23 protein-coding genes and 1 pseudogene are annotated in these 25,649 nt (G+C 69.6%); 4 read left to right on the forward strand and 20 right to left on the reverse strand.

Annotation, left to right across the window (positions count from 1 at the left end; translation table 11 throughout):
* Positions 1-26: 26 nt before the first annotated feature.
* The 11 genes and pseudogenes from AB0E56_RS00205 to AB0E56_RS00255 all read right to left on the reverse strand — a co-directional run bounded on the left by AB0E56_RS00205 (position 27) and on the right by AB0E56_RS00255 (position 9,342).
* A complete protein-coding gene (locus AB0E56_RS00205) occupies positions 27-1,352 on the reverse strand; it encodes a sugar ABC transporter substrate-binding protein (protein ID WP_359796104.1) in 1,326 nt (441 codons plus the stop codon).
* A 44-nt stretch (positions 1,353-1,396) separates the two neighbouring features.
* Positions 1,397-1,765, reverse strand: coding sequence for a cupin domain-containing protein (locus AB0E56_RS00210; RefSeq protein ID WP_359796105.1), 369 nt, complete (start codon positions 1,763-1,765; stop codon positions 1,397-1,399).
* A complete protein-coding gene (gene lsrF / locus AB0E56_RS00215; RefSeq protein ID WP_359796106.1) occupies positions 1,762-2,652 on the reverse strand; it encodes a 3-hydroxy-5-phosphonooxypentane-2,4-dione thiolase in 891 nt (296 codons plus the stop codon). Before lsrF ends, AB0E56_RS00210 begins: the two co-directional genes overlap by 4 nt.
* A 22-nt stretch (positions 2,653-2,674) precedes the next feature.
* A complete protein-coding gene (locus AB0E56_RS00220) occupies positions 2,675-3,643 on the reverse strand; it encodes an FGGY-family carbohydrate kinase (RefSeq protein WP_359798242.1) in 969 nt (322 codons plus the stop codon).
* Positions 3,544-4,278 (reverse strand): annotated as a pseudogene (locus AB0E56_RS00225) (FGGY family carbohydrate kinase); the annotation flags it as partial. The pseudogene AB0E56_RS00225 and the gene AB0E56_RS00220, both read right to left, overlap by 100 nt.
* Complete coding sequence (locus AB0E56_RS00230; RefSeq protein ID WP_359796107.1) at positions 4,266-5,285, reverse strand: NAD(P)-dependent oxidoreductase; 1,020 nt, start codon at positions 5,283-5,285, stop codon at positions 4,266-4,268. The pseudogene AB0E56_RS00225 and the gene AB0E56_RS00230, both read right to left, overlap by 13 nt.
* 37 nt (positions 5,286-5,322) lie before the next feature.
* Positions 5,323-6,138: a GntR family transcriptional regulator gene (locus AB0E56_RS00235; protein ID WP_220173908.1), complete on the reverse strand. Its 816-nt coding sequence runs from the start codon at positions 6,136-6,138 to the stop codon at positions 5,323-5,325.
* Between the two features lie 265 nt (positions 6,139-6,403).
* A complete protein-coding gene (locus AB0E56_RS00240; protein WP_359796108.1) occupies positions 6,404-6,775 on the reverse strand; it encodes a type II toxin-antitoxin system PemK/MazF family toxin in 372 nt (123 codons plus the stop codon).
* On the reverse strand, positions 6,772-6,993 hold the full coding sequence (locus tag AB0E56_RS00245) for a ribbon-helix-helix domain-containing protein (protein ID WP_359796109.1): 222 nt from the start codon (positions 6,991-6,993) through the stop codon (positions 6,772-6,774). Before AB0E56_RS00245 ends, AB0E56_RS00240 begins: the two co-directional genes overlap by 4 nt.
* 103 nt (positions 6,994-7,096) lie before the next feature.
* The gene (locus AB0E56_RS00250) at positions 7,097-8,260 is read right to left on the reverse strand and encodes an acyl-CoA dehydrogenase family protein (protein ID WP_359796110.1); all 1,164 of its coding nucleotides are present in this window, start codon (positions 8,258-8,260) and stop codon (positions 7,097-7,099) included.
* Positions 8,261-8,412: 152 nt separating this feature from the next.
* Positions 8,413-9,342, reverse strand: a complete 930-nt coding sequence (locus AB0E56_RS00255) for a M15 family metallopeptidase (RefSeq protein ID WP_359796111.1) — start codon at positions 9,340-9,342, stop codon at positions 8,413-8,415.
* Positions 9,343-9,416: 74 nt separating this feature from the next.
* Here AB0E56_RS00255 and AB0E56_RS00260 point away from each other — a divergent pair, with 74 nt between their 5' ends.
* Positions 9,417-10,508 (forward strand): Rv2578c family radical SAM protein, encoded by a 1,092-nt coding sequence (locus AB0E56_RS00260; protein WP_359796112.1) that lies wholly within the window; start codon positions 9,417-9,419, stop codon positions 10,506-10,508.
* 27 nt (positions 10,509-10,535) lie between these two features.
* Here AB0E56_RS00260 and AB0E56_RS00265 read toward each other — a convergent pair whose 3' ends face one another.
* The 8 genes from AB0E56_RS00265 to AB0E56_RS00300 all read right to left on the reverse strand — a co-directional run bounded on the left by AB0E56_RS00265 (position 10,536) and on the right by AB0E56_RS00300 (position 20,102).
* Positions 10,536-11,903 (reverse strand): NAD-dependent succinate-semialdehyde dehydrogenase, encoded by a 1,368-nt coding sequence (locus AB0E56_RS00265; protein WP_359796113.1) that lies wholly within the window; start codon positions 11,901-11,903, stop codon positions 10,536-10,538.
* A complete protein-coding gene (locus AB0E56_RS00270) occupies positions 11,900-13,231 on the reverse strand; it encodes a M20 family metallo-hydrolase (protein WP_359796114.1) in 1,332 nt (443 codons plus the stop codon). Before AB0E56_RS00270 ends, AB0E56_RS00265 begins: the two co-directional genes overlap by 4 nt.
* 29 nt (positions 13,232-13,260) lie before the next feature.
* The gene (locus tag AB0E56_RS00275; protein ID WP_359796115.1) at positions 13,261-14,940 is read right to left on the reverse strand and encodes a thiamine pyrophosphate-dependent enzyme; all 1,680 of its coding nucleotides are present in this window, start codon (positions 14,938-14,940) and stop codon (positions 13,261-13,263) included.
* Positions 14,941-14,950: 10 nt separating this feature from the next.
* On the reverse strand, positions 14,951-15,601 hold the full coding sequence (locus AB0E56_RS00280; protein WP_359796116.1) for an RraA family protein: 651 nt from the start codon (positions 15,599-15,601) through the stop codon (positions 14,951-14,953).
* Positions 15,594-15,983 (reverse strand): RidA family protein, encoded by a 390-nt coding sequence (locus AB0E56_RS00285; RefSeq protein ID WP_359796117.1) that lies wholly within the window; start codon positions 15,981-15,983, stop codon positions 15,594-15,596. Before AB0E56_RS00285 ends, AB0E56_RS00280 begins: the two co-directional genes overlap by 8 nt.
* Entirely contained in the window at positions 15,980-17,368 is a 1,389-nt protein-coding gene (locus tag AB0E56_RS00290) for an MFS transporter (RefSeq protein WP_359796118.1), read from the reverse strand. Before AB0E56_RS00290 ends, AB0E56_RS00285 begins: the two co-directional genes overlap by 4 nt.
* Before the next feature lie 100 nt (positions 17,369-17,468).
* Positions 17,469-18,761: an ArgE/DapE family deacylase gene (locus AB0E56_RS00295; RefSeq protein WP_359796119.1), complete on the reverse strand. Its 1,293-nt coding sequence runs from the start codon at positions 18,759-18,761 to the stop codon at positions 17,469-17,471.
* Positions 18,762-18,779: 18 nt separating this feature from the next.
* Entirely contained in the window at positions 18,780-20,102 is a 1,323-nt protein-coding gene (locus AB0E56_RS00300; protein ID WP_359798244.1) for an MFS transporter, read from the reverse strand.
* 107 nt (positions 20,103-20,209) lie between these two features.
* Here AB0E56_RS00300 and AB0E56_RS00305 point away from each other — a divergent pair, with 107 nt between their 5' ends.
* Positions 20,210-21,370 (forward strand): helix-turn-helix domain-containing protein, encoded by a 1,161-nt coding sequence (locus AB0E56_RS00305; RefSeq protein WP_359796120.1) that lies wholly within the window; start codon positions 20,210-20,212, stop codon positions 21,368-21,370.
* 11 nt (positions 21,371-21,381) lie between these two features.
* Positions 21,382-21,924, forward strand: coding sequence for a YaeQ family protein (locus tag AB0E56_RS00310; protein WP_359796121.1), 543 nt, complete (start codon positions 21,382-21,384; stop codon positions 21,922-21,924).
* A 181-nt stretch (positions 21,925-22,105) separates the two neighbouring features.
* Here the strand turns inward: AB0E56_RS00310 and AB0E56_RS00315 are convergent, their stop codons facing one another.
* Positions 22,106-24,355: a DEAD/DEAH box helicase gene (locus AB0E56_RS00315; RefSeq protein ID WP_359796122.1), complete on the reverse strand. Its 2,250-nt coding sequence runs from the start codon at positions 24,353-24,355 to the stop codon at positions 22,106-22,108.
* Positions 24,356-24,637: 282 nt separating this feature from the next.
* Here AB0E56_RS00315 and AB0E56_RS00320 point away from each other — a divergent pair, with 282 nt between their 5' ends.
* Positions 24,638-25,534: an aldose 1-epimerase family protein gene (locus tag AB0E56_RS00320; RefSeq protein ID WP_359796123.1), complete on the forward strand. Its 897-nt coding sequence runs from the start codon at positions 24,638-24,640 to the stop codon at positions 25,532-25,534.
* The last annotated feature ends 115 nt before the right edge of the window (positions 25,535-25,649 follow it).

Consider the following 25,649-nt stretch of genomic DNA (forward strand, 5'->3'; position numbering starts at 1 on the left):
AGCGGTCCTTTCGGGTTCGACGCGGGTCAGCCGGCCAGGGACTGCCAGGAGTCCCAGGTCTGCTGCATCGCCTGTTCGGCGCTGAGGCTGCCCTGCAGCATGAGCGCGAGGTTGTCGCTCAGCGACTGGATCATCTCCGGCGCCTGCGGCGAGGTCGGCCAGGACTGCGCATTCGGCAGCACCTGGGCGGCGACGGCCGACACCTCGGGGGCGAACTCGATGTACTCCGGGCTCTCGAGCGTCGAGGTGCGGGTCGGATCGACGCCGGAACCGGTCGTTGTGATGAGCTTCTCGTTGGTCTCCTTCGAGGAGGCGAACGCCACGAACTGCTTCGCGAGGTCCTCGTCGCTCGCGTTGGGGCTGATGCCCATCGCCCATCCGGCGTTCAGCGCTCCGGAGACCTTGCCCTCAGGACCCACCGGGAGCGGGGCCACACCCCAGCCGTCGACGATCTTCGACTGCGCGGGGTCCTGGGCGAAGACGCCGAGGTCCGTCCAGAACTCGATCATGCCGACGGAGCCGGAGAGGAACTGCGGGAGCGCCTGCTCGAACCCGATCTCCAGGGGGCTGGGCAGCGCCGAGGCAGAGGCGTCGAGCATCGACTGCGCAGCCGCGACCGCGTACTCCGTGTCGAGCTGCGGCATCTGCGGGTCGATCGGATCGGGCGACATCGTGGCGAGACGGTTGAAGAAGGTCGAGCCGATGTTGAACGCGCTCTTCGAGCCGAGCAGCGCATTGCCGTACACGCCGTTCGCCTTCTCGGCGTCGGTGATCTTCTTCGAAACCTCGATGTACTCGTCCCACGTGGTCGGCACCTCGACGCCGTTGCGCTCGAAGATCGCCTTGTTGTAGAAGAGGACGTGCGTGTCACCGTCGATCGGCAACCCGTAGGTCGCTCCCTCGTACTGGGTGTACGGGCCGAAGATCGCCTCGATGAAGTCGGACGAGTCGATGTCTTCGTCGGACTCCACCCAGTCGGTGATGTCGGCGAGCGCCCCCGCGTCGGCGAGCGCACCGACCGAGGTGTACCAGTACTGGATCACGTCGTAGTTGTTCGTGCCGGACTGCGCGTCCAGGATCGCCTTGGTCTGGATCTGGTCGTACGGCACGACCTCGACCTCGATCTCGACGCCGGTCTCGGCTTCGAAGTCGGCTTCGAGGATCTCGCCGGCGCCCTCCTGCGGGGCGGCGATGAGGACCTTGAGGGTCTTGTCGCCGCCGTCACCGGAGGAGCCACCGGCATCGCCGGCGCATCCGGCGAGCACGAGACCCACCGTGGACGCCAGGGCGATGACGGGCAGGGTGCGGCGCGCGATGCGCGCGGAGGATGAGGAGCGTCGTTGCACACTCATGGTGCTGTCCTTTCAATGTTCTTCGGGTGGGGTGGTGATTCGGTCTATGCGGGAGCGCCCGGCGTCCATGGCCGATCGACCTTGTCGCCGTCGACCCAGGGCGTCTTGACGAACACGGCGCGGAACGTCGCGTCGAACGGGTTGCGCACGAAGTGCTCCTCGTGCGGTTCGGCGCGAAGCACGTCGCCGGCCGAGACGACGCGACGCGTGTCGCGGTCGAGCCAGATCTCGGCTCGTCCTTCCAGGACGACGAACGACTCGGTGTGGTGCTCGTGGAGGTGGTTGGCGAACTCGTCGCCCGGGCGCAGCACCACGACGCCGAACGCGGCATCCTCGCCCTGAGCCAGGTAGCCGGGACCCCAGTCACCGAACCGGAGCTCGGCATCCTCCGCGCGCAGCACCTCGGAACTCATGCGAGCACCCGCGTCTCGGTGGCGTCGCGGAACAGGTCATAGGCGTCAGTCGGGTCGACGTCGTCGTGCACGACCGCACGCACGGCCCGCATCATGGCGGCGGGGTCGGCGCTCTGGAAGATGTTCCGCCCCATGTCGACACCGGCGGCTCCCGCGCGCACCGCATTGGAGGCCATGGTGAGCGCCTCCTGCTCGGGGAGCTTCTTGCCGCCGGCCATGATCACCGGAACCGGGCACCCGGCGACGACGTCTTCGAAGCCCTCGTCGCAGTAATAGGTCTTGACCAGCTGGGCGCCGAGCTCCGCGATCATGCGGGTCGCGAGGCCGAGGTAGCGGGCATCGCGCACGAGCTCCTTGCCGACCGCGGTCACCCCGAGCACCGGGATGCCGGCCGCATACCCCTCGTCGACGAGGGTCGTGAGGTTGCGGATGCTGCGGCTCTCGTGCTCGCCCCCGACGAAGACCTGCACGGCCACGGCGTCGGCGTTGATGCGCACGGCATCCTCCATCGCCATGGCCGTGTACTCGTCGGAGAGGTCCTTGAGGATCGACGGTCCGCCCGATGCCCGCAGCACGAGGCCGGCCCTGGTCGCCGGCGGCACGGAGGTGCGCAGCGCGCCGCGGGTGCACATGAGGGCGTCGGCGTACTCGGCGAGCGGTGCGATGTTCAGGTCGATGCGCTCGAGGCCGGACGTCGGCCCCTGGAAGTAGCCGTGGTCGAAGGCCAGCATGACGGTCCGACCGGTCTGGGGGTCGAGGATGCGCGAGAGGCGGTTCTGCATGCCCCAATCGAGGTTCGCCGCTCCCCGGATGTTCTGCGAGAAGCGCACGGCCGGGGTGTCGGCGCGGAACTTCTTCGCGGAGATGTTGCCTTCGAGATCTGCCATGGTGTCTTCCTTCTGGTGTACGTCAGCGGCCGTGGCCGACGGGCGTGAGCCGGGTGGGGGAATGGTCGTGGGGGCCGCGAGCGGCGCCGGGGGGCGTGAAGAGCGGGGGTAGGTCGGATCCGGAGATCGAGAGCACATCGCGATACACGCGGTGCCAGCGCTCGGTCACCGTCCGGTACTGCTCGTACTCGACCCGGTCGACGCGCTCGACGCGGTCGGGATCGCCCATCGGGGGCAGGACGGCGCCCACGCCGCGTGCCGCCAGCCGGGCGGCGCCGTAGGAGGTCGCCTCAGGCGCCGGGGTCACGCGGGTGTCGAGCCCGGTGACGCCGGCGATCACGCGCGGCCAGAGCGCCCCGGCACTGGAGCCGCCGGTGAAGGTCACTGTTCCTTCGGCGACCGCTCGTCTGTCCGTGAGCGCGGCGAGGATGTCGAGGTGCGCACTCGCCACGATGGCGGCCGACTCCTCGATCGCACGGATGAACGCTCCCCGCGAAGAGCGTGCGGCATCGTTGATGTCGAAGCCCACGAACGCCGGGGCGGCGTGATGCCACGCGTCGGCCTGCATGACGTTCGCCATGGTGGCGACGACACCGTTCGCGCCGACGGGCACCTCGGCCGCCCACTCTCCATCACGGCGAACGCGGACTTCCCGGTCGCACGGCCCAGGGCGGCGGCATCCGGGCACATGGCGTCGCGGAACCAGCGCATCGCGAGTCCCGACAGGAACCCGATGCCCTCGACCATCCAGCTGCCGCGGTCGACGTGGCACAGGGTGCGCAGCCGCCGCTCCGGGTCGACGAGCGGCTCCGAGGTCACCGCCGTCGTCTGCCAGAAGGTGCCGGCGACGATCGTCGGCACGCCTTCTCTCGCGGCGATGCCGTGCAGGGCGAGCTGAGTGTCGGCGCCTCCGGTGACGACCGGCGTTCCGACGGGCAGCCCGGTGGCGGCGGCGGCAGCGGGCGTGACCGCACCGACGACCTCTCCGCATTCGACGACCGGGGGGAGGATGCTCCGGTCGACGCCCACGAGCCTCGCCAGATCGTCCGACCAGTCGCGTGCCCTGAGGTCGAACAGCGCCGAGCTCGACCCGCTGGTCGGCTCGGTGACGAAGACACCCGTGAGGCGCGTCGTGACCCAGTCGCTGAGCATCCCGAGATGGCGTGCGCGTGCGAGGAGATCGGGCTCATGACGCGCGATCCACCGCAGCCGGGCCGGTGCCGTGATCGACACCCAGTCCCCCGCGGTGCGGTACACCTCGTCGGCGACCCCTTCGGCGACCAGTTCGTCGGCTTCCGCGCGGGCTCGTCCGTCGGTGTTCGGGCAGGCCCAGAGCTCGTGCCCATCGGCGTCGTAGAGGACGAAGCCCTCGCGCATGCTCGACGCCGCGACGGCTGCCACCCGTCGCTCGCCGAGCCGCGCGACCACCTCGGCGACGGCTGCCGCGATGGCACGCCATCCGCCCTCGGTGTCGAAGACCGTGCCACCGGGGTGACCGGCGACCGCCTCGTGCGTCCACTCGCGCGCGGCCTGGGTCACGAGCCGCCCTTCGATGTCGAAGGCGAGCGCGCGCGCCGACCCGGTGCCGGCGTCGATCGCGAGGAAGACCTCGGTCATCGCTCCCATCGCAGGCTCCCGTCTGCCAGGAAGCTCTCGACCTCGGCGGCGAGCATGTCGGCACCGCGGACGAGGGTCTCTTCGGTCGCCCCGGCGAGGTGGGGCGTGAGGATGAGGTTCGGTTCGGCGACCAGCTCGCGCCACGGTCCGTCCGGCTCGTTCACGTCGAGCGCGACCCCGGCGAGCCTGCCGCTGCGCAGAGCGTCGAGGAGGGCCTGCTCGTCGACGAGCGATTCCCGCGCCGTGTTGATGAGGAAGGCTCCCTGCGGCATGTGCGCGATCTGCTCCGCACCGATCATGTGCCGGTTCTCGGCGGTCGCGCGTGCGTGGACGCTGACGACGTCGCTGGAGGCGAGCAGCGTGTCGAGGTCGGAGACGATGGTGGCGTCGGGCACGGATGCCGGATCGACGAACGGGTCGTAGGCGGTGATCGTGGCTCCGAGCGCGCGCGCACGAGCGGCGACGAGTCGGGCGACGTTGCCGTAGCCGATGAGTCCGAGCCGGAGGCCCTTGACCTCGCGGCCGAACCACCGCGCACCCTCGAAGGTCGACTCGGCCAGCGGGCGACCGTCCGCGACTCGCTCGTCGACGTCGCGGAGGGAGGCGGGCACGTTGCGGATCAGGGAGATCAGGAAGCCGATGGTCAGGTCGGCGACCGCGTCGGCGTTCTTGCCCGGTGTGGTCGTGACCCGCACGCCGCGCTCGTGTGCCGCGTCGAGGTCGACGTTCACCGGGCCGCCGCGGGCGCATCCGACCAGTCGCAGATCGGGCAGGGCGGCGAGCACGTCAGCGGTTACGGGCGCCGCGTGGAACGCGATGACGTCGTATCCCCGCGCGACCTGGGCGACCTCCGCGGGGTCGCCCTCGTACTCCCGGATCGAGGAGGTGTCCCACGTCGGCGTCGTGATCGTCATCGTGGCCGAGTCGGCCGCGATCCCGCGCTGGGCGAACGCGCGGACGAAGATCTCGGCGTTCATGTAGCTGTCGCCGATGACGAGGATGCGGTGGTCGGTCATGTGCAGGGCTCCCAGAGGGTCGGTGAGTGGAGGCGGGTCAGCGCAGCGCGGTCGGATACCGGCCGGAGGCGGTCTCGGTCGAGATGCCTGCGGCGTCGAACCCGGTGTCGACGCTGACGCGCAGGCGGTCGGTGCGCACCGAAGCGCGCGAGAAGTCGATGGGCTGGCCGGCCTGGTCATAGGCGACGGCCTCGACGACGACGATCGGATGCCCTGGCTCGACCTCCAGCAACGCGGCGAGCACCCGGTCGGCGGCGACCGCCTCGATCGTGCGGTGCATGCGGGCGATGCGGACTCCCGCGACGTTCCGGATCGCGGCGTAGAGGCTCGCGCGCGGATCGCGGAGGTCGGGGAGCACCCCGGCGAAGCGCGACGGCAGGTAGTTGATGACGTGCACGGCGGTGCGGGAGCCGACGGCACGCACGCGCTCCAGCACGAAGCCCGTGCCGTCGGGGGATTCGCGTCCGACGACCGCGGCCGCCCACGACGGGAGCGGCTCGATGCCGGCGCGGAGGATCTCGGAGCTCAGGGCGCTGCGGCCGTCTTCGCTGTATTCGCCGAGAAGGCTGGGGGCGGAGGGGAGCGTCCACGCCGAAGGCCCCTGTGCGCGTTCGACGAAGGCGCCCTTGCCCTGTTGGCGCGAGATGATCCCGGCGCTCTCGAGACGAGACAGCGCGTCGCGGATCGAGGTGCGCGACGCCGAGAAGTGCGCGCGCAGCTCGCTCTCGCTCGGCAGCCGGTCGCCGGGAGCCCAGGTGCCCTGGGCGATCTCGGCCTCGATGGCGCGCATGATCTGGAACCAGATCGGTGCTGTCGACGTGCGGTCGAGCAGCGGCATGGTGAGAGTGGACATTCCGGCCTCTTCGATGAGCGGGTGTGGGGACTCCGTCGTTCCCCGGGCCGGACATCTCGTATCCGACATGTATCGATCATCGTGCAGGACATGTATCCCCTGAAGAGACAAGTCACGAAAGTCTCGACGATCGCTTCCAGGGTCGATGAATCAACCTGTGAACAGGGGTTTTACACGGCAATTCCTCGCGAGCGCATGAACGTCGGAGTCTCACGGACGGCGCGGAGACATCGAGGTCCGATACAAGTGGCGCTGCGACGGCACCTCAGAGCGACAGATGCAGCCGCAGAGCCTCGTCGATCGCGGCCATCAGTTCGGCCGGGACCCACCCGACCGGCCGGACGAGCCGCGTGACCGAGATCGTGCGCACCTGCTCGGCCTGGGCCTTCGAGTCACGCTCGATCCCGGTTACGGCAGCGGGGAGAAGCACCTGGAACGGCAGCACCCGCTGGACGTTCGAGGTGACGGGGACGACGGTCACGGTCGCCTGCGGTCGCCGTGCCGCGACGTCATTCGCTGTGTTGTTGCTCACCAGCACGGCCGGTCGCGTCTTGCGCACCTCGGAGCCGACCGCGGGGTCGAACGACACGAGCACGATCTGACCGCGACGCAGCAGCGAGACCGCCGGGTCGCTCACGCTGAGGCCAGGCCGTCTTCGGCAGCGACATCCCACTCGTCGTCGTAGCCCTCGGCGTAGGCCTCCGCGTAGGCATCGGCGAGCCGACTCTCACGAAGCAGCCGCAGGGCATCGTGCACCGCCGCAGAGCGCGACAGGTATCGACCTTCCAGCGCCTGCATGTCGAGGAAGGCCAGATCGCTCTCACTCAGACTCAGGCTGATCTTCGCTGCGGCCATGACGTCGATACTACCGCGGTAGCACCGCGGGTGCCACCGGGGTTCGGCGGAGACGCGAAGAGGCCCCGGATGCGACATCCGGGGCCTCTTCGATGCGATCGCGTCAGCGCTTGCCGGCGATCTGGCGCCCGACGAGGTCGCGCATGATCTCGTTCGTCCCTCCGTAGATGCGGTGCACTCGGGCGTCGGTGAACGCGCGGGCGATCGGGTACTCCATGATGTAGCCGTAGCCGCCGTGCAGCTGCACACCCATGTCGAGCACCTCCCACTCGCGCTCGGTCGCCCAGAACTTCACCTTCGCGGCATCCTCGGCGGTGAGCGTGCTGTTCTTGTACGCGAGCAGCGCGCGGTCGATGTACGCCCACATCGCATCGGTGGTCGCCGACATGTCGGCGAGGCGGAAGCGGGTGTTCTGGAAGTCGGCGATGCGCTCGCCGAACGCCTCGCGGTCCTTCGTGTAGGCGACGGTCCAGTCGAGAGCGGCCTGCGCGGCGGCCGCAGCGGCGACGCCGATGGAGAGGCGCTCGAGCGGCAGGTTCAGCATCAGCTGGATGAAGCCCTGACCCTCCTTACCGCTGATCAGGTTCTCGTCGGGGACGAACACGTCGGTGAAGCTGAGCTCGGCGGTGTCCCAGCCGTGGAAGCCCATCTTGCTGAGCTTCTTGCCCTGGTCGAAGCCCTCCATGCCCTTCTCGACGAGCAGCAGGCTGAACGCGTCGGGACGGTTGCCCTCGCCGGTCTTGACGAAGGTCACGACGACGTCGGCCGTCGTGCCGGAGGAGATGAACGTCTTGGCGCCGTTGAGGATGTACCCGCCGTCGACCTTCTTGGCGTTGGTCTTGATGCCGCGCAGATCCGAGCCGGCACCGGGGTCGGTCATCGCGAGCGCCCCGAGCACCTCGCCCGTGGCCATGCGGGGCAGCCACTTCTCCTTCTGCTCCTGCGTCCCCATGTGCACGAGGTAGGGCACGGCCAGGTCGTCCTGGATGCCGAAGGCACCCGCGAGCGAGCCGGCGCCGGAGGCGATGACCTCCTCCATGACGATCGTGCGGAAGCGGTAGTCCTGCAGCATCCCTGCGCCGCCGAACTCCTCGGGGACCGACAGCCCGATCAGGCCAGCCTCGCCGGCTGCCAGCATGGTCGCCCGGTCGATCTCACCGGCGGCGTCCCACTTCTCGATCGCCTCGTTCGTCACGTGGCGCTTGACGAAGTCCTTGACGAGGTCGCGGAAAGCCTCGTGATCCTCTTCGTAGATGTCGCGTTCCATGCCGTCCTCCTGAACGTCTCATGCATCGTTGCTCCGGTGATTCTACGTGTCAGGAAGCGGCCGGGACAGGACGTTGTGAGAATGCATCCCATAAACGGTGACACTCGGTACCGCGGTTGTCGGATGCCGCAAGCGGGAGGTCCGCGCCCGATTCAGTGGGCGTAATCGGGGGCGGCGGGGAGCCCGAAGAACTCCTCGAGCGTGTGGTATCCCCCGTCGTGATAGGCCGTGGCGAGGTCGACGCCGACGTAGCGAAGGTGCCACGGCTCCGGCGCATACCCGGTCACCGGAGTGCCGACCTGCTCGTAGCGGACGATGAACCCGTACTCCCACGCGTGCGCGGCGACCCAGTCGCTCTGCGCGGTGCCGCCGAAGCCGTCGAGTCCGCCGCAGCCCGACCCGCAGGCGACGACGTCGAGGGCCAGCCCGGTCTGGTGCTCGCTGTGCCCCGGCCGCGCCGAACCGGCATCCGCATCCTGCTGCCCCTGCGAGCGGACGTGCGCCGCATAGGTCGTCACCTGCAGCCCATAGGAGCGGTAGCCGTTGTTCGCACCGATCCGGCCGACGCCTGCGGCCGACGCCGCATCGGCCATCCGCCCGACGGCAGCCGCGACGTCGGAGCGCACGCGACCGGACAGCGTGGTCATCTGCAGCGGAACGGAGTCGAGGTCGGCGGGCTCGTACTCCGGCGGGTTCAGCGGGCGGCTCTTGTTGACCACGACCCAGAGGCGTGCGGGATCGCTGAGCGAGACGCACGGAGCATTGCCGGCGATCACGGCCTCACGGAAGGCCGCCCCACCCCCGAACCCCGCGATCGCCGCGGCATCGTCACCGTTCGCGAGCGCCTGCTGTACGGCGGTGTCGGCGCACGGATCGGCCGCGGTCGTCGCCCCCACCTGCACGGTCGGCACCTGCATCACCACGACCGGCTCCGGCATGGGCTCCGCCTCCGACGAGGCGATGGGGGCGGATCCGAGGGAGAACAGGATCCCGACCGCGGTCAGGGCGATACCCAGCGGCAGGGCGGGTCCACGGAGCGGGGAGCGCGGAGCCGCATGCTGAGCGTGCGGCGAAAGGGGCATTGGTCCATCTTCGCATTCGAAGGTATCTCTGAGAGTCGCTTGCATCACTGTCGTTCTTCTGTTCGAATAGAGGAATGCGGTGGCAGGGACAGAAACTCGGAGAGACGGACGCGGCGGCGCTGCCGGGGCTCGAAGACCGCTCGAGCGTGCTGCGATCGCTCACCACTCCCGAGTTCGCGGGCATGACGTTCCACGAGGTGCTGTCGAAGTCCGCCCTCAACCACGTCCCCGGTGCGTCGCGCATGCCCTTCGCGTGGACGATCAACCCCTACCGCGGATGCAGCCACGCGTGCGTCTACTGCTTCGCCCGAGGAACGCACGAGTACCTCGACCTCGACGGCGGCTCCGACTTCGACTCGCAGATCGTGGTCAAGGTCAACGTCGTCGAGGTGCTCGAGCGCGAACTGCGCAAGGGCAGCTGGCAGCACGAGACCGTCGCCCTCGGCACCAACACCGACCCGTACCAGCGGGCCGAGGGCCGCTACGCCCTCATGCCTGGCATCATCGAGGCTCTCGCGGCCTCCGGCACCCCGATGTCGATCCTCACCAAGGGCACGCTGATCCGCCGCGACATCCCGCTGCTCGTGAAAGCCGCACAGCGAGTGCCCGTCGACGTGCAGATGTCGATCGCGATGTACGACGACGAGCTGCAGAAGGCGATCGAACCGGGAGCCCCGACCACGCAGGCCCGCCTCGACACCGTGCGGGCCCTGTCGGATGCGGGCTTCCCCGTGACCGTGTTCCTGATGCCGATCATGCCCCACATGACCGACTCGCTCGCCGCGATCGACAGCGCCCTCGTGCGTATCAAGGAGGCGGGGGCCCGCAGCGTCATCTACGGCGCCCTGCACCTGCGCCCCGGCGTCAAGCCGTGGTTTTTCGCATGGCTCGAGGCTCATCGGCCCGACCTCGTCTCCTCGTACCGGGGCCTGTACCCCGGGGCTTCGGCCGAGGCGCCGAAGGGCTATCGGCAGTGGCTCGCGAAACGGGCTCGCCCGCTCATCCGCATGCACGGTCTCGACGGCCGCCACGAAGACGACTACCCCCGGCGCGGGCTCCGACCAGGACCGGGGCACGTGCAGACGAGTGTCTCATCCCCCGGCGCGGTGGCCTTCGCCCCCAGCGGGCGTACGGCGGCCGCACCCGCGCAGCCGATGCTGTTCTGACACCGCAGCCGGGCGCTGGTCTCGCCGTCAGTGGCGCCGGATGAGCTTGCGGTTCACGAACTCGGCCATGCCGTACTCGCCCAGCTCACGGCCGATGCCCGACGCCTTCACTCCGCCGAACGGCAGATCGGCCTGCGTCTGCGAGGGACCGTTGATCGACACCATGCCCACGTCGAGGCGGTCGGCGACATCGGCGATGAGTGCGGGATCGGACCCGAAGATCACACTGCCGAGGCCGTAGGGCGTGTCGTTCGCCAGTTCGACGGCGGCATCGACCGAACCCACGCGGTGCACCACGGCGACGGGCCCGAAGATCTCCTCGCGATACGCGCGGGCCTCCGGGGTGACGTCTGCCAGGATCGTGGGCTCCACGAAGGCGCCGGCGCGGCCGAGGCGATGTCCGCCGGTCAGCACGGTGGCCCCGTGCGCGGTCGCGTCGTCCACCTGATCGATGACGGCCCGTGCGGCCGCCTCCGACGACAGCGGCCCGAAGGCGACGCCGTCCTCGAGCGGATCGCCGACACGAAGCTCGCCCACGAGATCGGTGAAACGTGCGACGAAGGCGTCGTACACCTCATCCGCGACGATGAACCTCTTCGAGGCGGTGCAGGCCTGACCCGCGTTGCCCATCCGCCCGACGACGGCCGCACGCGCAGCCGCGTCGACGTCGGCATCCGGCAGCACGATGAACGGATCGGAGCCGCCGAGCTCCAGCACCACCTTCTTCATGGCCCGTCCCGCGAGCTCGCCGACAGCGCGACCGGCGCGCTCGGAACCGGTCAGCGAGACGCCCTGCACCGCGGGGTGCGCGATGATGTCTGCGACCTGCTCCTCCGAGGCGTAGACGTTCTCGTACGCTCCCTCCGGGAGGCCGACGCGCGTGAAGAGCTCGGCGATCGCGGCTGCCGACTCCGGACAACTCGGTGCGTGCTTGAGCACGATCGTGTTGCCCACCGCGAGGTTGGGGGCGGCGAACCTCGCCACCTGGTAGTAGGGATAGTTCCAGGGCATGATGCCCAGGAGCACGCCGACCGGAGCGGTGCGGACGATCGCTTCGCCCGTCGCGACCGGCAGCGGCCGGTCGGCCGCGAACGTCGGACCGTTGGTCGCGTAGTAGTCGTAGATGTCGGCGACGATGGCGATCTCACCGAGCGCCTCCGCCGTGGTCTTCCCCATCTCCCTGGTGATGATGCGGGCGAGGCGATGGCTGTCTGCGCGGTACTCCGCGGCGACCGCCGCGAGATAACCGCAGCGTTCCTCGACGGTGAGCGCCCGCCACGCGGGATACGCCTCGGCCGCGCGCGCGACGGCGGCCTCCACCTCGGCGTCGGTCGCGGAGTCGTACCGGCGCACGATCTCGTTCGTCGTCGGGTCTGTGACGGCGTAGTCGGTCATCTGGTCCGCTCCTCCACAGCGCCGGGGGTCGGCGCCAGTTCTCCCTGTGCGAGGCGCCTGACGACGTCCGTCAGGACGTCGAGCCCGGCGACGAGGTCCTCGTCGCGGGTGTACTCGCCCTCGTTGTGCGAGATCCCGTCCACCGACGGGACGAACAGCATCACCGTGGGCACGCGCCTCTTCATGTTTATCGAATCATGCCCCGCGACGGTGAGGATCTCCTCGCGGGAGTACCCGAGCCGGTCAGCGGATTCCCGCGCCAGCTCGACGCCTTCGGGCTGATAGGGGTCGATCCCCCACTCGTGCGAGAGCGACCGCCGGATGCCGATCCTCGCGATCTCCTCGATCTCGGCGAAACGCTCCTGCAGCAGGGCGTTCGCCTCGGCGAGCACGGCTTCGTCTGCGCAGCGCAGGTCGAGCAGCAGCCTGACCTCCGACGCCACGACGACCGGTGAGTTCGGATACACGTCGAGCTGTCCGACCGCAGTGTGCAGCACGCCGGGGAACCTGTCGGCGAGCTCGCGGGCGAAGACCACCAGCAGCGAGGCGCCGTACAGCGCATCCCGTCGATCGGCCATCACGGTCGCGCCGGAATGCGCCTGCTCCCCCTCCACGGTGACGACGTACTTGCTGGCGGCCCAGCTCGCGGTCACGAGTCCGATCGTGCTGCCGGAGTTCTCCAGCACACGCCCCTGCTCGATGTGGATCTCGGCGCAGAACACCGCCTCCGGGCCGTCGCCGGCGCCGAGGAACCCGGCCGGGGCCAGGACTTCGGCCACCGTCGTGCCCGAGCGATCCGACGTGCCGAGCGCATCCTCCAGCTGCAGGACGCCCGTGTACACACTCGACCCCATCATCGACGGGGTGAACCGCGAGCCCTCTTCGTTGAACCAGTTGACCACGGCGATGTTGTACCGAGGCCCGGTCCCGCCGTCCGCGGCCCACTCGTCCGCGAGCCGGAACGCGGCGTGGGCGGCCGCGAGCACACCGTAGGCGCCGTCATACCGTCCTGCCGTCGGCTGCGAGTCCAGGTGGGACCCCACGACGACGAACGGCGCGCCGGGGACGACCTCCAGCAGGCCGAACTGGTTGCCGATGCGGTCGTACTCCACCCGCAGGCCGTGTGACTCGAGGAGTTCCGCGAACCAGCGCCGTTGGGCGACGTCGGCGTCGCTGCCAGCCTGCCGGTCGACGCCGCCGTTCACCGTGGCGCCGAATTCACTGAGCCGTGCGAAGTCCGCGAGGAACTCCTCGGCGCGCGTGGACGCCGCGGAGGCGCCCTCTTTCCCTCCGGCGGTCCGGTCGACCGCTCCCTGATCGATGGTCATGGCGGATGCTCCTCGAATCGTCACGGTGATCAGACGGCCGTCGAGGGCGCGCGCACGGCCGGATCCTGGCTCAGGTGGAGCACGGCCGGAAGGCCGCTCGCGCGGGCCCGGCGGTAGGCGTCGCGGAAGTCGGCAGTACGCGAGACCGTCTCGCCGTGCGCGCCGTACGACCGCGCCAATGCCGCGAAGTCAGGGTTGGTCAGATGCGTTCCCGAGGGACGACCCGGGTAGTGGGCCTCCTGGTGCTCGCGAATGGTCGCGAACACGCCGTTGTCCACCACGATCGCGACGAAGGGAGCGTCGTACCCGACGGCGGTGGCGATCTCCTGCCCGTTCATCATGAAGCATCCGTCGCCGGCGATCGACACGACCTCCCGCCCCGGCAGAGCCAGAGACGCCGCGACCGCAGCGGGGATCCCCATGCCCATGGCCCCGTTCCGGGGGGCGACGAGCGTCGCGGGTGCCTGGTGGGGCAGGTAGCGCGCCGGCCAGATGGCGTGGTTGCCTGCGCCGTAGGTGATCACCGCGTCCGAAGACAGCTCTTCGCGGAGGGCAGCCATCACCTCGGTGAGGTCGACGTATCCCTCAGCCGCGACCGAACCCGTGGACGGCGTCGAGAACCGGAGGTGGGCATCGCGGGCCCGCTGCAGACGCGCATCGTCGAAGGTCACGCCCAGCTGCGGCAGACGGGCGACGAAGTTGGCGGCGTCGGAGGCGATCAGCTGGTCCAGACGCCCCGAGTGCCCGGTGGGCTCGCCGGGGAGCACGACCACCGTGGCCGCGTCGTGTCCGAGCCGATAGCCGTCGCTCAGCACGTCCGTGCGCGCTGTCCCGATGAACACGATCAGGTCGGCGTCATCGAACAGGGCGGCCGCGTTGTCGGCCCGACCGTAGCCGAGGGCGCCCACGTAGGCCCCGTCGTGCGGGACGGCGTCGTAGGCACGGAAGTCCGCGAGGACGGGGACGCCATGCCGGGTCGCCCAGTCGATCAGGGTGCGACCGGTCTCGGCGGACCATCCTTCGCCGCCCACCACGACGACCGGACGTTCGGACCGCGTGAGACGCGCGACCAGCTCCTCGACCGCCGACGAACCCGCTTCGGCCCCGGCGGCAGCGGTGGGCTCCAGGGTCGTCGCGCCCTCGGCGGAGAGCCGGATGACGTCCTCCGGCAGGCCGATGACCACGGGTCCCGGACGCCCGGAGCGCGCGATGCGCATGGCCTCGGTGACCACGCGGGCCGCCGAGGATGCATCGTCGAGCGTCGTGACATGCTTCGCCGTGGAGCCGAACCACCCCGTGAGGTCGAACTCCTGGAATGCCTCGCGCCCGCGGTCGGACACCGGGATGAGTCCGACGAACAGCACCATCGGAGTGGCGTCCTGCCACGCCGTGTGCACGGCGATGAAGGCGTTCGCGGCGCCGGGGCCGCGCGTGACCATCGCCACGCCGGCGCGGCCGGTCAGTCGCCCTTCGGCGAGCGCCATGAAGGCCGCCCCACCCTCGTGGCGGGTGATGACGGTCTCGATCGACGAGTCGTGGAGCCCGTCGAGCACGTCGAGGTACGACTCCCCGGGGACGCCGTACACGCGCTCGACGCCCTCACGCTCGAGCTGGGCGACGATGAGGTGCCCGGCGGAACGCGTCTCGGGTGCGGCTACGGGCTCCTGCTCCTCCGTCACGCGCGAGCGGGTGGTGATCTCGATGGTCATGCGGAGCCTTTCAGAGTGTTTCAGTGTCCAGGGCGAGGAGGTCCTCGAGGGGATCGCCCCGGCGGATGCGTGCCAGCAGCTCGGGTTCTTCGTCGTCGGAACGCCTTGCGGCGTCGAGCATCTCAGGGCGGAGCGCGTCGGAACCGAACGCGACCACGCCGTTCTCGTCACCGGCGACCAGGTCTCCCTCGGAGATGGGTACGCCTCCGACGACCGTCGGCCGACCGACTCCCTCGACGGCGGTGCCCAGCCTCTTGGTCGTCAACGCCGTGGTGCCCGTGGCGAACACCGGCAGCGCCGCCGCAGTGGCGGTGAGCGCCGACACGTCGGTCACCGGGCCGTCCACGACGATCCCTGCGGCGCCCCGGGCGATGGCTGCCGCCGCGGTCACCGCGCCGACCGGAGCATGACGCCCGCCGTGCACCCGGATCACGAGCACTTCACCAGGCTGCAGACGCACGAGCGCACGGTTCACCGCGATCGCATCGGGTGCGGTGAGGTCGACGGTCACCGCCCTACCCGCCATCCGCCCGACGTCGCCGATCGGACGGATGCGCGGATCGCAGAAGCCCTCTTCGAGGAAGTGGCCGAGAGTGGGGAGCTCGATCTGCCGCAGGGCCTCGACGAGAGGGTCGGCGGTCGCGGGTATCAGGTCAGTCATCCGCCTCATCCTTCAGCACCGCGACGCACTCGAGCTCCAGCGCGACGCCCCACAGGCTCACGCCCACCGTCGTCCTGGCCGGGAGGTGCTCGCCGAACCACCGCACGTAGATGCGGTTGTACGCCTCGAGATCGGCGGCGTCCGTGAGGTAGCCGTTCACCTTGACGACGTGGTCGAGACCGCTCCCGACGCCGTCCAGAAGGGTGCGGAGGTTCTGCAGAGTGGCCTCGAGCTGCTCCTCGAAGTCCGAGGGGATGCTGCCGTCCACTCCGGCGGGGATCTGCCCCGAGGTGTACACGAAACCGTTCGCGACGACAGCCTGCGAGAACGGGCCCACCGGACCTGCGAGGCCGTCGACCGTCCGCACCCTTCTGATCGTCATCGTGCGACCGTCTCCGGGAGGTCGCGCGCAGGCTCATCGCCCGCGGACGATTCCTCGACGCCCACGACGTCGATGTTCTTGTGCAGACCTTCCGTCAGGAGGAGGAGGGCGATGAGCGACAGCACGGCCGCACCGCCGACGTACCAGGCGATCGACGAGCTCTGGCCCGTCATCGACAGCAGAGCGACGGTGATCGCGGGCGTGATGGCGGATCCGAGCAGCCCGGAGAGCATGTAGGCGACCGAGAGCCCGGAGTACCGGATCTTGGAGCCGAAGAGCTCGGCGAGGAACGTGGCGATCGGACCGTAGTTGGCCGAGAACGCGAGCATCATCAGCGCGTAGGCCACGAACACCATCGCGTCGATCCCGGTGTCGAGCAGCCAGAAGAACGGGAAGGCGAGCACGACCTCGGCGATGATGCCACCGGCGATCACGGGCTTGCGTCCGACACGGTCGGACAGGCGTCCGAAGGCGGGGATCGCGAAGAGCGCCACGATGCAGGCGACCAGCACGGCCCAGAGCATCAGATCGCTGGAGTGACCGAGTTCGGAGGTGCCGTAGTTGACGCCGGAGGCGACGAGCAGCGTGAAGGTCGAGCCGGTCGAGAGCGTGGCGATGCCGCCGAGCAGAACCTGCTTCCAGTAGTGGCGGATGAGGTAGGCGAAGGGGAGCTTGGCCTTCGCGCCGCGCTCGCGCACCTTGCGGAAGCTCGGGGTCTCCTCGATGTTCAGGCGGATGTAGATGCCCACGGCGACGAGGATGATCGAGCCGATGAACGGCACGCGCCATCCCCATGCCACGAGCGCCTCGTCGTCGATCATCGCGGTGACGATGAGGAACGCCAGGTTGGCGATCAGGGTTCCGGCGGGGACACCCACCTGCACGAGCGACCCGTACCATCCGCGCTTGGCGGCCGGCGCGTGCTCGACGGTCATGAGAACCGCGCCACCCCATTCGCCGCCGAGGGCGAGGCCCTGGATCACACGCAGGGTGAGCAGGATGAACGGCGCAGCGAGGCCGATCGTGGCGAAGTCGGGGATGAGGCCGATGGAGAGCGTGGCCGCCCCCATCGTGATGAGCGAGATGAGCAACATCGACTTGCGACCGAGACGGTCTCCGAAGTGACCGAAGAGGATCGCACCGACGATCCGCGCGAGGTACGCGGAGGCGAACGTGAGGAACGACAGAATGGTGCCGACGGCGGGGTCGAGGGCGGGGAAGAACACCTGGTTGAACACGAGCGCCGATGCGGTGCCGAACAGGAACAGGTCGTACCACTCGACCGTCGTGCCGATGACACTGGCGGTCGAGATCTTGCGCATCTTCGCTCGGTCGAGGCGACCTGATTCGGTCGGCGAGGAGGCCGACGGGGATGTGGCGGACATGGATCCTCCAGGAGGGGGAATGGGGGTCGGGTACTGCGGGTGAGACAACTCTGAGGGGGCGGATGCCCGGGCGACAAGGGAGATCCTCCCTCAGTTTTCGCTACGCGGTGTGCATCTGCACACTCACGCCGCACCATTCGGCAATGAACAGCGCGATCGACTTCGTGATCCGCCGGACGGATTCCACGTCCACGCGCTCGTCGTAGCCGTGGATCGCCTCGGAGATGGGGCCGTACACGAGGGCCGGAGTGTCCGCGTAGAGGGCGAACACCCGCCCGTCGAGGTAGCCCGGCGTCGTGAAAGTCCGCAGCTCGTCACCGAAGACCTCGCGATGCACATCGCGCAGCGCCGCCTCGGCATCGGAGCCCTCCTCGAGGACGTAACCCTCGGAGTAGAAGCCGTTGCGTGTCGCCACGGCCTCGACGGGGTTACCGGACTCGTCGACGTCGATCGAAGCCAGGCACTCCTCGATCTCGGCCCAAGCCGCGTCCGCCGTCACGCCCGGATACAGCGCGATGCGCACGTCGAGTTCGCACCAGGCCGGGACGCTCGACGGCCAGTCGCCGCCGCGGATCCCGCCGAGGTTGAAATTGATCGGGTGATCCAGGTCCTCGAAGTACCGGTGCTCACCCTTCTCGGCGTTCCATCGGGCTTCGACCTCCCTGAGCCGCTCCATCACGTGGTGCGCGGCATCGATCGCGTTGAACCCGGAGCTCATCTCGCGCGGATGCGTCGGCCGACCGGCGACGCGCACCGTGAACCAGATCACACCCACGTTCGCCCGGACGAGCATGTCCTCCTCGGGCTCCGGGATGATCACGGCATCCGCGCGGTAGCCGCGCTGCAAGGCGGAGAGCGACCCGTTGCCGGTGCACTCCTCCTCCACCACGGACTGGAAGTGGATCCGCCCGGTCGGCGTGAATCCTGCCGCACGGAGGGCATCGAAGGCGAAGAGGTTGGCGGCGAGACCCGCTTTCATGTCACCGCTGCCGCGCCCGTAGAGCCAGCCGTCGATCACCGGGGCGTCCCAGGGCGAGCGCGCCCACTCCTCGTGCGGCCCCTCCGGCACGACGTCCACATGTCCGTTCAGGATCAGTGATCGGCCTTCCTCTGACGCCGGGGTGTACGTGCCGACCACGTTGCCGACGTTCTCGTACGACACGGCCACGCGCCCGGCACCGGGGTGCTGCGCCAGCTCGGCCGGATCGAGGTCCCACCGATCCATCTCGAGTCCGCGTTCGCGCATCGCGTCGAACAGGAGGTCCTGGGCCGACGCCTCCTTGGTGCGGAGGGACGGATGCCGTACCAGCTCCTGCGTGAAGGCGATCTGCTGCTCGAAGGCGGCATCGACGGCCGCGCAGATCTTGTCGGCGACTTCGCTGGTCAGCTTCATGGTTCGTCGTTCCTTACGTCAGTGCACGACCGGCTTGTCGTGGACGCGCAGGCGCTCCCCGAGCAGGCCGCCGAGCGCGGTGATGAGTGCGATCAGGATGAGAAGGAGCGCCGCCGTCCACGAGGCGCCGCCCGTGGATGCCAGCAATGCGGTGGCGATGAGCGGAAGGAATCCCGTGATCGCTCCGGCGATGTTGTACCCGAGGGCGACACCGCTGTAGCGGAGCTCCGGGGGGAAGAGTTCGGTGAGCAGAGCACCCGTGACCGCGTAGGCGATCGTGAGGAGGGCGATGCCGAGCGTGACCGCGAAGATGATCGCCAAGGGATTCCGGGTGTCGATGAGCCAGAACAGGGGGAAAGCGGCCGCGGCGGTGGCGATCGCACCGACCACGGTCATCCGTCCTGGTCCGAAGCGCTCGGCGAATCGTCCGGCGAAGACGGTCACGACGATCTGGACCCCGGCCGCGATCAGCGTCGCGTTCACCATGAGGCCACGATCGACCCCGAGCGTGTTCGCCCCGTAGCTGACGACGAACGTCGTCATCAGGTAGAACCCGCCGACGCCGAGCATCGCGGCAGCGACGGCGACGGCCAGCCGGCCGCCGGCACGACGGAACAGGTCGAGAGCGGGCACCTTGGCCCGCGCTTCGAGAGCGACGAGTTCCTGGAAGATGGGCGATTCCTCGACCTTGAGGCGGATGTAGAGCGCGATTCCCAGGAGCGGGAACGCGAGCAGGAACGGGAGCCGCCACCCCCAGGCATCGAACACGGCGGGCGGCATCAGGAGCACGAGCGCGAAGGCACCGGAGGAGATCAGGGTTCCCGCCGGGGAGCCGATCTGGATGAGCGCAGCGAAGCGGCCGCGCTTCTCGATCGGCGCGTGCTCGATGGCGAGCGTCATCGCGCCACCCCACTCGCCGCCCACCGCGAGGCCCTGGAGCAGTCTCAGCACGGCGAGCATGATCGGTGCGGCGATGCCGATCGCCAGATAGTCGGGGAGCAGACCGATCAGCCCGGTCGCACAGCCGATCATGACGATGGTGATGAGGAGCGCGGGGCGCCGTCCGTACCGGTCGCCGATGTACCCGAAGGCCAGAGCACCGATGGGGCGAGCCGCGAAGCCGACACCGAAGGTCGCGAACGCGGCGAGCGTGGCCGCAGTGGCGTCGAGGTCGGTGAAGAACAGCCTGTTGAAGACGAGGGCTGCGGCGGTGCCGAAGAGGAAGTAGTCGTACCATTCCAGCGCGGTTCCGACGAACGCCGCCCATGCGACGCGGGCGGCGTCGCCGCCGCTGATCGGCGGGGTCGCGCCGGACGGGACTTCCGGGGTCGGGTTCGACATGAGTTCTCCGTTGAAGGCAGGATCCGCAGGGGCAGCTTCCATGCTGGTAGCGAAATGCTGCACTCACAACCGATGATCGCCCCGAGATTCGGCCCTACACTGTGCACATGCCTAATCAGCGACGATCCTTCGCGGCGCAGATCGCCGAGTCCTGCCTCGCCGATCTCGATGAGGTGGCCTGGCGCTACGTCCACGAGGTCCGCCAGGTCTCCGGCTATCTCGATTCGGTGATCGACGACGCCGAGCTGTTCCGTGCGGCGCGCGGCTCGCTGGAGATGCTCTTCGGGCTGATCATCGGCGACGACCTGGACGCCCAGCTGATGGCGCACTCCGACCGGCTCGGGCGTCGACGCGCCAGACAGGGGATCCCGCTGGACTCCCTCCTGAGGGCGGTCCGCATGGACTTCCGTTTCCTCTGGAACGCGATGCGCGGTTACGTGGCCGAGGAGGACCTTCCGGCGTTCGCCGAGGAGGTCGTGAAGATCTGGGATGCCGTCGAGGTCCACACCATGAACGTGCACGCCGGATACATGGCGGAACTCGCCGACATGGACCGCGAGCTCGAGCTCGCCCGCGCCTTCCTCCTCCGCCGGTTGCTGGAAGACGGCAGTCGAGACATCCGCCTCTCACGCCAGGCCGCCGAATCGCTCGGACTCGATCCGGTCGGCTCCTTCCTCGTCGTGGTCGGCAGCCTGCCGTTCGCGGCAGAGTTCCGCGCCGGCATGAGGGCCCTCTTCCCCGCTGTGCCGGTCGACCGCCTCGACGGTTCCGAGTTCGCCATCCTCGACGCGGGCTCGCTGTCGGAGCACGCGCTCGAGGCCCTCCGCGCCCTGCCCGTCGGCCTTCCGCCCAGCGCGCAGGGCGCCGAGGAGATCGGCTCCCTCTGGAGGGTCGCGCGGGACCTGTCCGCCCTCGTGGACACCGCCGATCGCGCGGCCACGCTGGAGCAACAGTGGGACCGTCTCTTCGCCGACCGACTGGGCACGGTCGCCAGAGCTTTCTCACGGCAGACGCTCGCGGGTCTGCACGCCCTGCCGGAACGCGAGCAGAACCTCCTGATCGAAGCGGTACGGGAATACCTCGCGACCGGATCGGTCACCCGGACAGCCGCCGCCCTCTACTGTCATCGGAACACGGTGCTGAACCGGCTCACCCGGTTCGCGCTGGCCACCGGTCTCGACCCGACCGTTCCCGCGGATGCCGGGGCGATACGCATCGTGTTGAGCAGCACCGGCGCTCGTCCGACGACCGCTCCCGCGTCCGCGTAGGCTCGGGGATCATGGCCATCGGTTCGACAGTCCACACATTCGAGGTGCAGCTCGCTGACACCGATCGCGGCGTCTACGAGGATTACTCCCTGCGTGTGGCGCGGCATCCCTCCGAGACCGACGCATACATGCTCACCCGCGTGCTGGCCTACGGCCTCGAGTTCGGAGAGGGCATCGCGTTCGGCGGCAGCATCTCCTCGACCGAGGAGCCGGCCGTCCTGGTGCGCGACCTCACCGGGCTGATCACCGCCTGGGTCGAGATCGGGGCGCCGGACGCCGAACGGCTGCACTACGGCAGTCGCCTCGCCGAGCGCACGGTCGTCTACACACACCGCGACCCCGCCAAGGTGATCGCACCGTGGGCCGACAAGCGCATCCATCGCCGCGAGGACATCCGCGTCCACAGCTTCGACCCCGGGTTCATCGACACCGCGGCCGCACTGATCGAGCGCCGCAACACCATGACCCTCACCGTGACCGAGGGGGTCATCTACCTCGACCTCAACGGCACGAACCTGACCTCCACCGTGCACGTGCACGAACTCCCCGCGTAACCCCGCACCCCCGCACCGCTCCGCCGAGTGCACGGGATGCTGCCCAGTGCACGGGTTCTTCACGCAAGCATCCCGTGCGCTCGGCACGATCCCGTGCACTCGCGGCGGGGGCGCGGGGGCGGGCCGGGGGACGACAGAGGCCCCGGCCCGCGGGAGCGGGGCGGGGCCTCTGCGGAGGAGGTCAGCTCGTGAGAGCGGCCGCGGTCGGCATGCGGCCGGTGATCTCCTCGATGATGTCGTCGTCCAGACGGGCGTTCTCGAAGGGGGCGTCGATCTCGGCGCGGTCGAGCAGCTCGGTCATGCGACGCTGACGCTGACGCGTGATGAGCGTGACGACGCGACCCGAGCGACCCGCACGGCCCGTGCGGCCGGAGCGGTGCAGGTACGTCTTGTACTCGTCGGGGGCGTCGGCCTGGACGACCAGGTCGATGTCGTCGACGTGGATGCCGCGGGCGGCGACGTCCGTGGCGACGAGCACGTTCACACGGCCCGAGGTCAGACGCTCGAGGTTACGAGTGCGCTTGGCCTGGTTCAGGTCGCCGTGCAGCGAGACAGCCGGGATGCCGGCATCGTCGAACTGCTCCGCGAGCATGTCGGCGTAGGCACGGGTGCGGGCGAAGACCAGCGTCTTGCCCTCGCGGTCGACGAGCGAGGTGAGGATGTCGGCCTTGTCCCGGTGCTCGATCACGAGCACGCGGTGCTCGATGGTGCTGGACTCCTGGTCCTCACCGGCGACCTCGTACACGGCCGGGTCGACGAGGAACTCGTCGACGAGCGCGGCGACCTCACGGTCGAGTGTCGCCGAGAACAGCAGCTTCTGGCTGCCGTCCGCGGTGTGACGCAGGATCCGCTGCACGGGTTCGACGAATCCGAGCTCGCACATGTGGTCGGCCTCGTCGAGCACGGCGATGCGGCAGTCCGAGAGGTCGAGCTTGCCCTGGTTGATGAGGTCCTCGATGCGGCCGGGGGTGCCGATCACGATGTCGACCCCCTTCTTCAGTGCACCCACCTGGCGGCCCTGCGGCACACCACCGTAGATCTGCGTGGTGAAGAGGCCGACGCTGCGGGCGATGGGCTGGATGGTGCGGTCGATCTGCAGCGCGAGCTCGCGAGTCGGAGCGAGGATGATCGCGCGGGGCGACCGTCCGAACTCCCGGCGCTTGCCTGCCTGCGACTGCAGCACGCGCTCGACGAGCGGAGCACCGAACGCGATGGTCTTGCCGGATCCGGTGCGACCGCGGGCGAGCACGTCGCGTCCGCCGAGGACGGCCGGGATGCTGGCCGCCTGGATGGGGAACGGGGTCGCCGCGCCCATGTTCGCGAGGGTCTCGACGATGTTGGAGCCGAGGCCGAGGTCGCCGAAGCTCACGCCGTCGACCTCGACGGCGGCCACGGACTTCGCCTCGAGGCGCTCGTGCACGACATCGTCGGTCGGCTCGAACTTGGCTCCGCTCGACGCCGGGCGGCCGGTGGCGTTCCAGTCGTTGCGGCTCGGGCGGTCGTTGCGGGCCGGACGACCCCGGGTGTCCGACGTCAGCGGACGCGGGCGCTCGGTGCGGTAGGCGCCGCCGGTCGACGGACGCTCGCGTCCCCCGTCGAACGAGCGCTGCGTGCGGTCGCGGTCGAAGGCGCGACGGGCGCGGTCGGCGTCGTACGAACGCTCTGCGCCGCGGTCGTTCGAGCGGGTGCGGTCACCGGCGCGGTCGTCGCGCCGGGGGCGCTCGTCGCGGTCGAACCGCGGACGGTCGTTGCCGCGATCGTTGAACCGGGAGCGCTCGGCACCACGGTCGCTGTTGAACCGGGGGCGCTCAGCACCACGGTCGTTGAACCGGGGACGCCCGCCGTCGCGGTGGTCGTTGTCGCGGAAGCCCTGGCGCTGGCTGCCGGCACCGCGGTCGTCACGACGCGGACGGTCGTCGCGGTCGTAGCGGGGACGGTCTCCCCCACGGTCGTCACGGTAGGTACCCGGACCGGTCGGACGCTGTCCGCCGCGGTCGTCGCGACGGGGACGCTCGTCGAAGCGACCGGCGCCGGACCGGTCGTTGTACCGGGGGCGCTCTGAGCGCTCGTCGTTGCGGTGATGCGGGGCCTCACGGCGACCCGACTCGGCACGGTTGCGGATGCCGCGGGCCTCGTCGCGGCCGGCACGCTCCGACGCGTTCCAGCGCTGCTTGGGCGCACCCGACTCCGCCTCGGCCGGACGGTAGCCACGGTGGCCGGCACTCCGGCTGCCGGGGCGGCGGTCATAGCCGCCCGCGGCGGAAGCGGAGCGGCGGTCGCCGGCATCCGCTCGTCCACCGCGCTCGTCGCGCGCACCGTCACGGGCAGGAGCTGCGTGGTGACGATCGTGGAAGGAGGTCTTCTTGGCCCCGTAGCGGGGCTCGAAGTTGGCGGACGGACGCCCTCCGCGGGGCTTCTTGTTCTTCGGCATTGCGATGTCTTCCTGTGTTCTCGCACGAGAACAGCGCAGCGCGCACGCGCATGCACCCAGCGCATGGTCGAACTCGACCAGCGGGGTTCCGGACTGTCAGCGGCCGGGGCCATTCATGTGATGGTTGATTAGCGTCGAGCGACGCTCACCATCGGCCCCTGGACTCACACTTCACACACATAAAACGTCTGCGCCAACGCGCAGGTGTCCGAAGCCGACCGTTCGATACTACCTGGTCCCCCTGGGAGAGTGCCGACCCGGAGCTGGCCGTACGATGACGAGGTGAGTACCGTTTCCCCCACCGGCGCCCAGATCACCCTCCACCGCGGCGATGTCACGGCGCAGATCGCCCAGGTCGGCGCATCGCTGCGTTCGCTGCGCGTCGGCGGCGTCGACCTCGTGCCGCCGTATCCCCTCGATCAGCCCACGCCGGCGTGTTCCGGGGTGGTCCTCACCCCGTGGCCGAACCGGGTGCGGGACGGGAAGTGGGACGACGACGGCACCCCGCGCGCGCTCGCGATCACCGAGCCGAAGCTCCACAACGCGAGTCACGGCCTGCTGCGGTTCACGGCCTACGAGGTCTCGCACACCGATGCCGAAGCCGTGCTGCGGGCGACGATCGTGCCGCAGACCGGCTACCCGTATCTGATCGAGACGTCGGTGACGTACACCCTCACGCCGGACGGCATCGAGGTGACGCACACGCTCACCAACCGCTCCGCGTCCGCAGCCCCGATCGCGCTGGGCACGCATCCGTTCATGACCATCAGCGACGTCGATCCGCACGACCTCGTGCTGCGGGTTCCCGCCGAGACGGCGTTCGTGACCGACGAGCGGATGCTCCCCACCGGCACGCGACCGGCCGACTCCGCTCTCCAAGCCGGCGTCCGCCTCGGAGAGGTGACGCTCGACACCGGATTCACGGATCTGGCCCGCGACCCCGACGGGCGGGTCCGGCACTCGCTCACCGCGCCCGATGGCCGCCGCGTGACCCTCTGGCAGGGCGAAGGCTTCGACTACGTGCAGGTGTACACGACGCCCGCATACCCGGGTCAGAGCCTGGCGGTGGCGATCGAGCCGATGACCGCCCCGGCCGACGCCTTCAACAGCGGCCTCGGCCTCCGTCGCCTCGCCCCCGACGAGACCTGGACGCTGCACTGGGGCATCGCCCTCGCCTGAGCGTCTTCCGCTCCGTGCGCCGAGCGCACGGGGTGCTGCCGAGTGCACGGGATGCTGGCGTGAAGAATCCGTGCGTTCGACACGAAGCCGTGCACTCGGCGAACCGGGAGCGGGG

This window comes from Microbacterium sp. NPDC028030 (assembly GCF_040637855.1).
Taxonomy (GTDB): Bacteria; Actinomycetota; Actinomycetes; order Actinomycetales; family Microbacteriaceae; genus Microbacterium.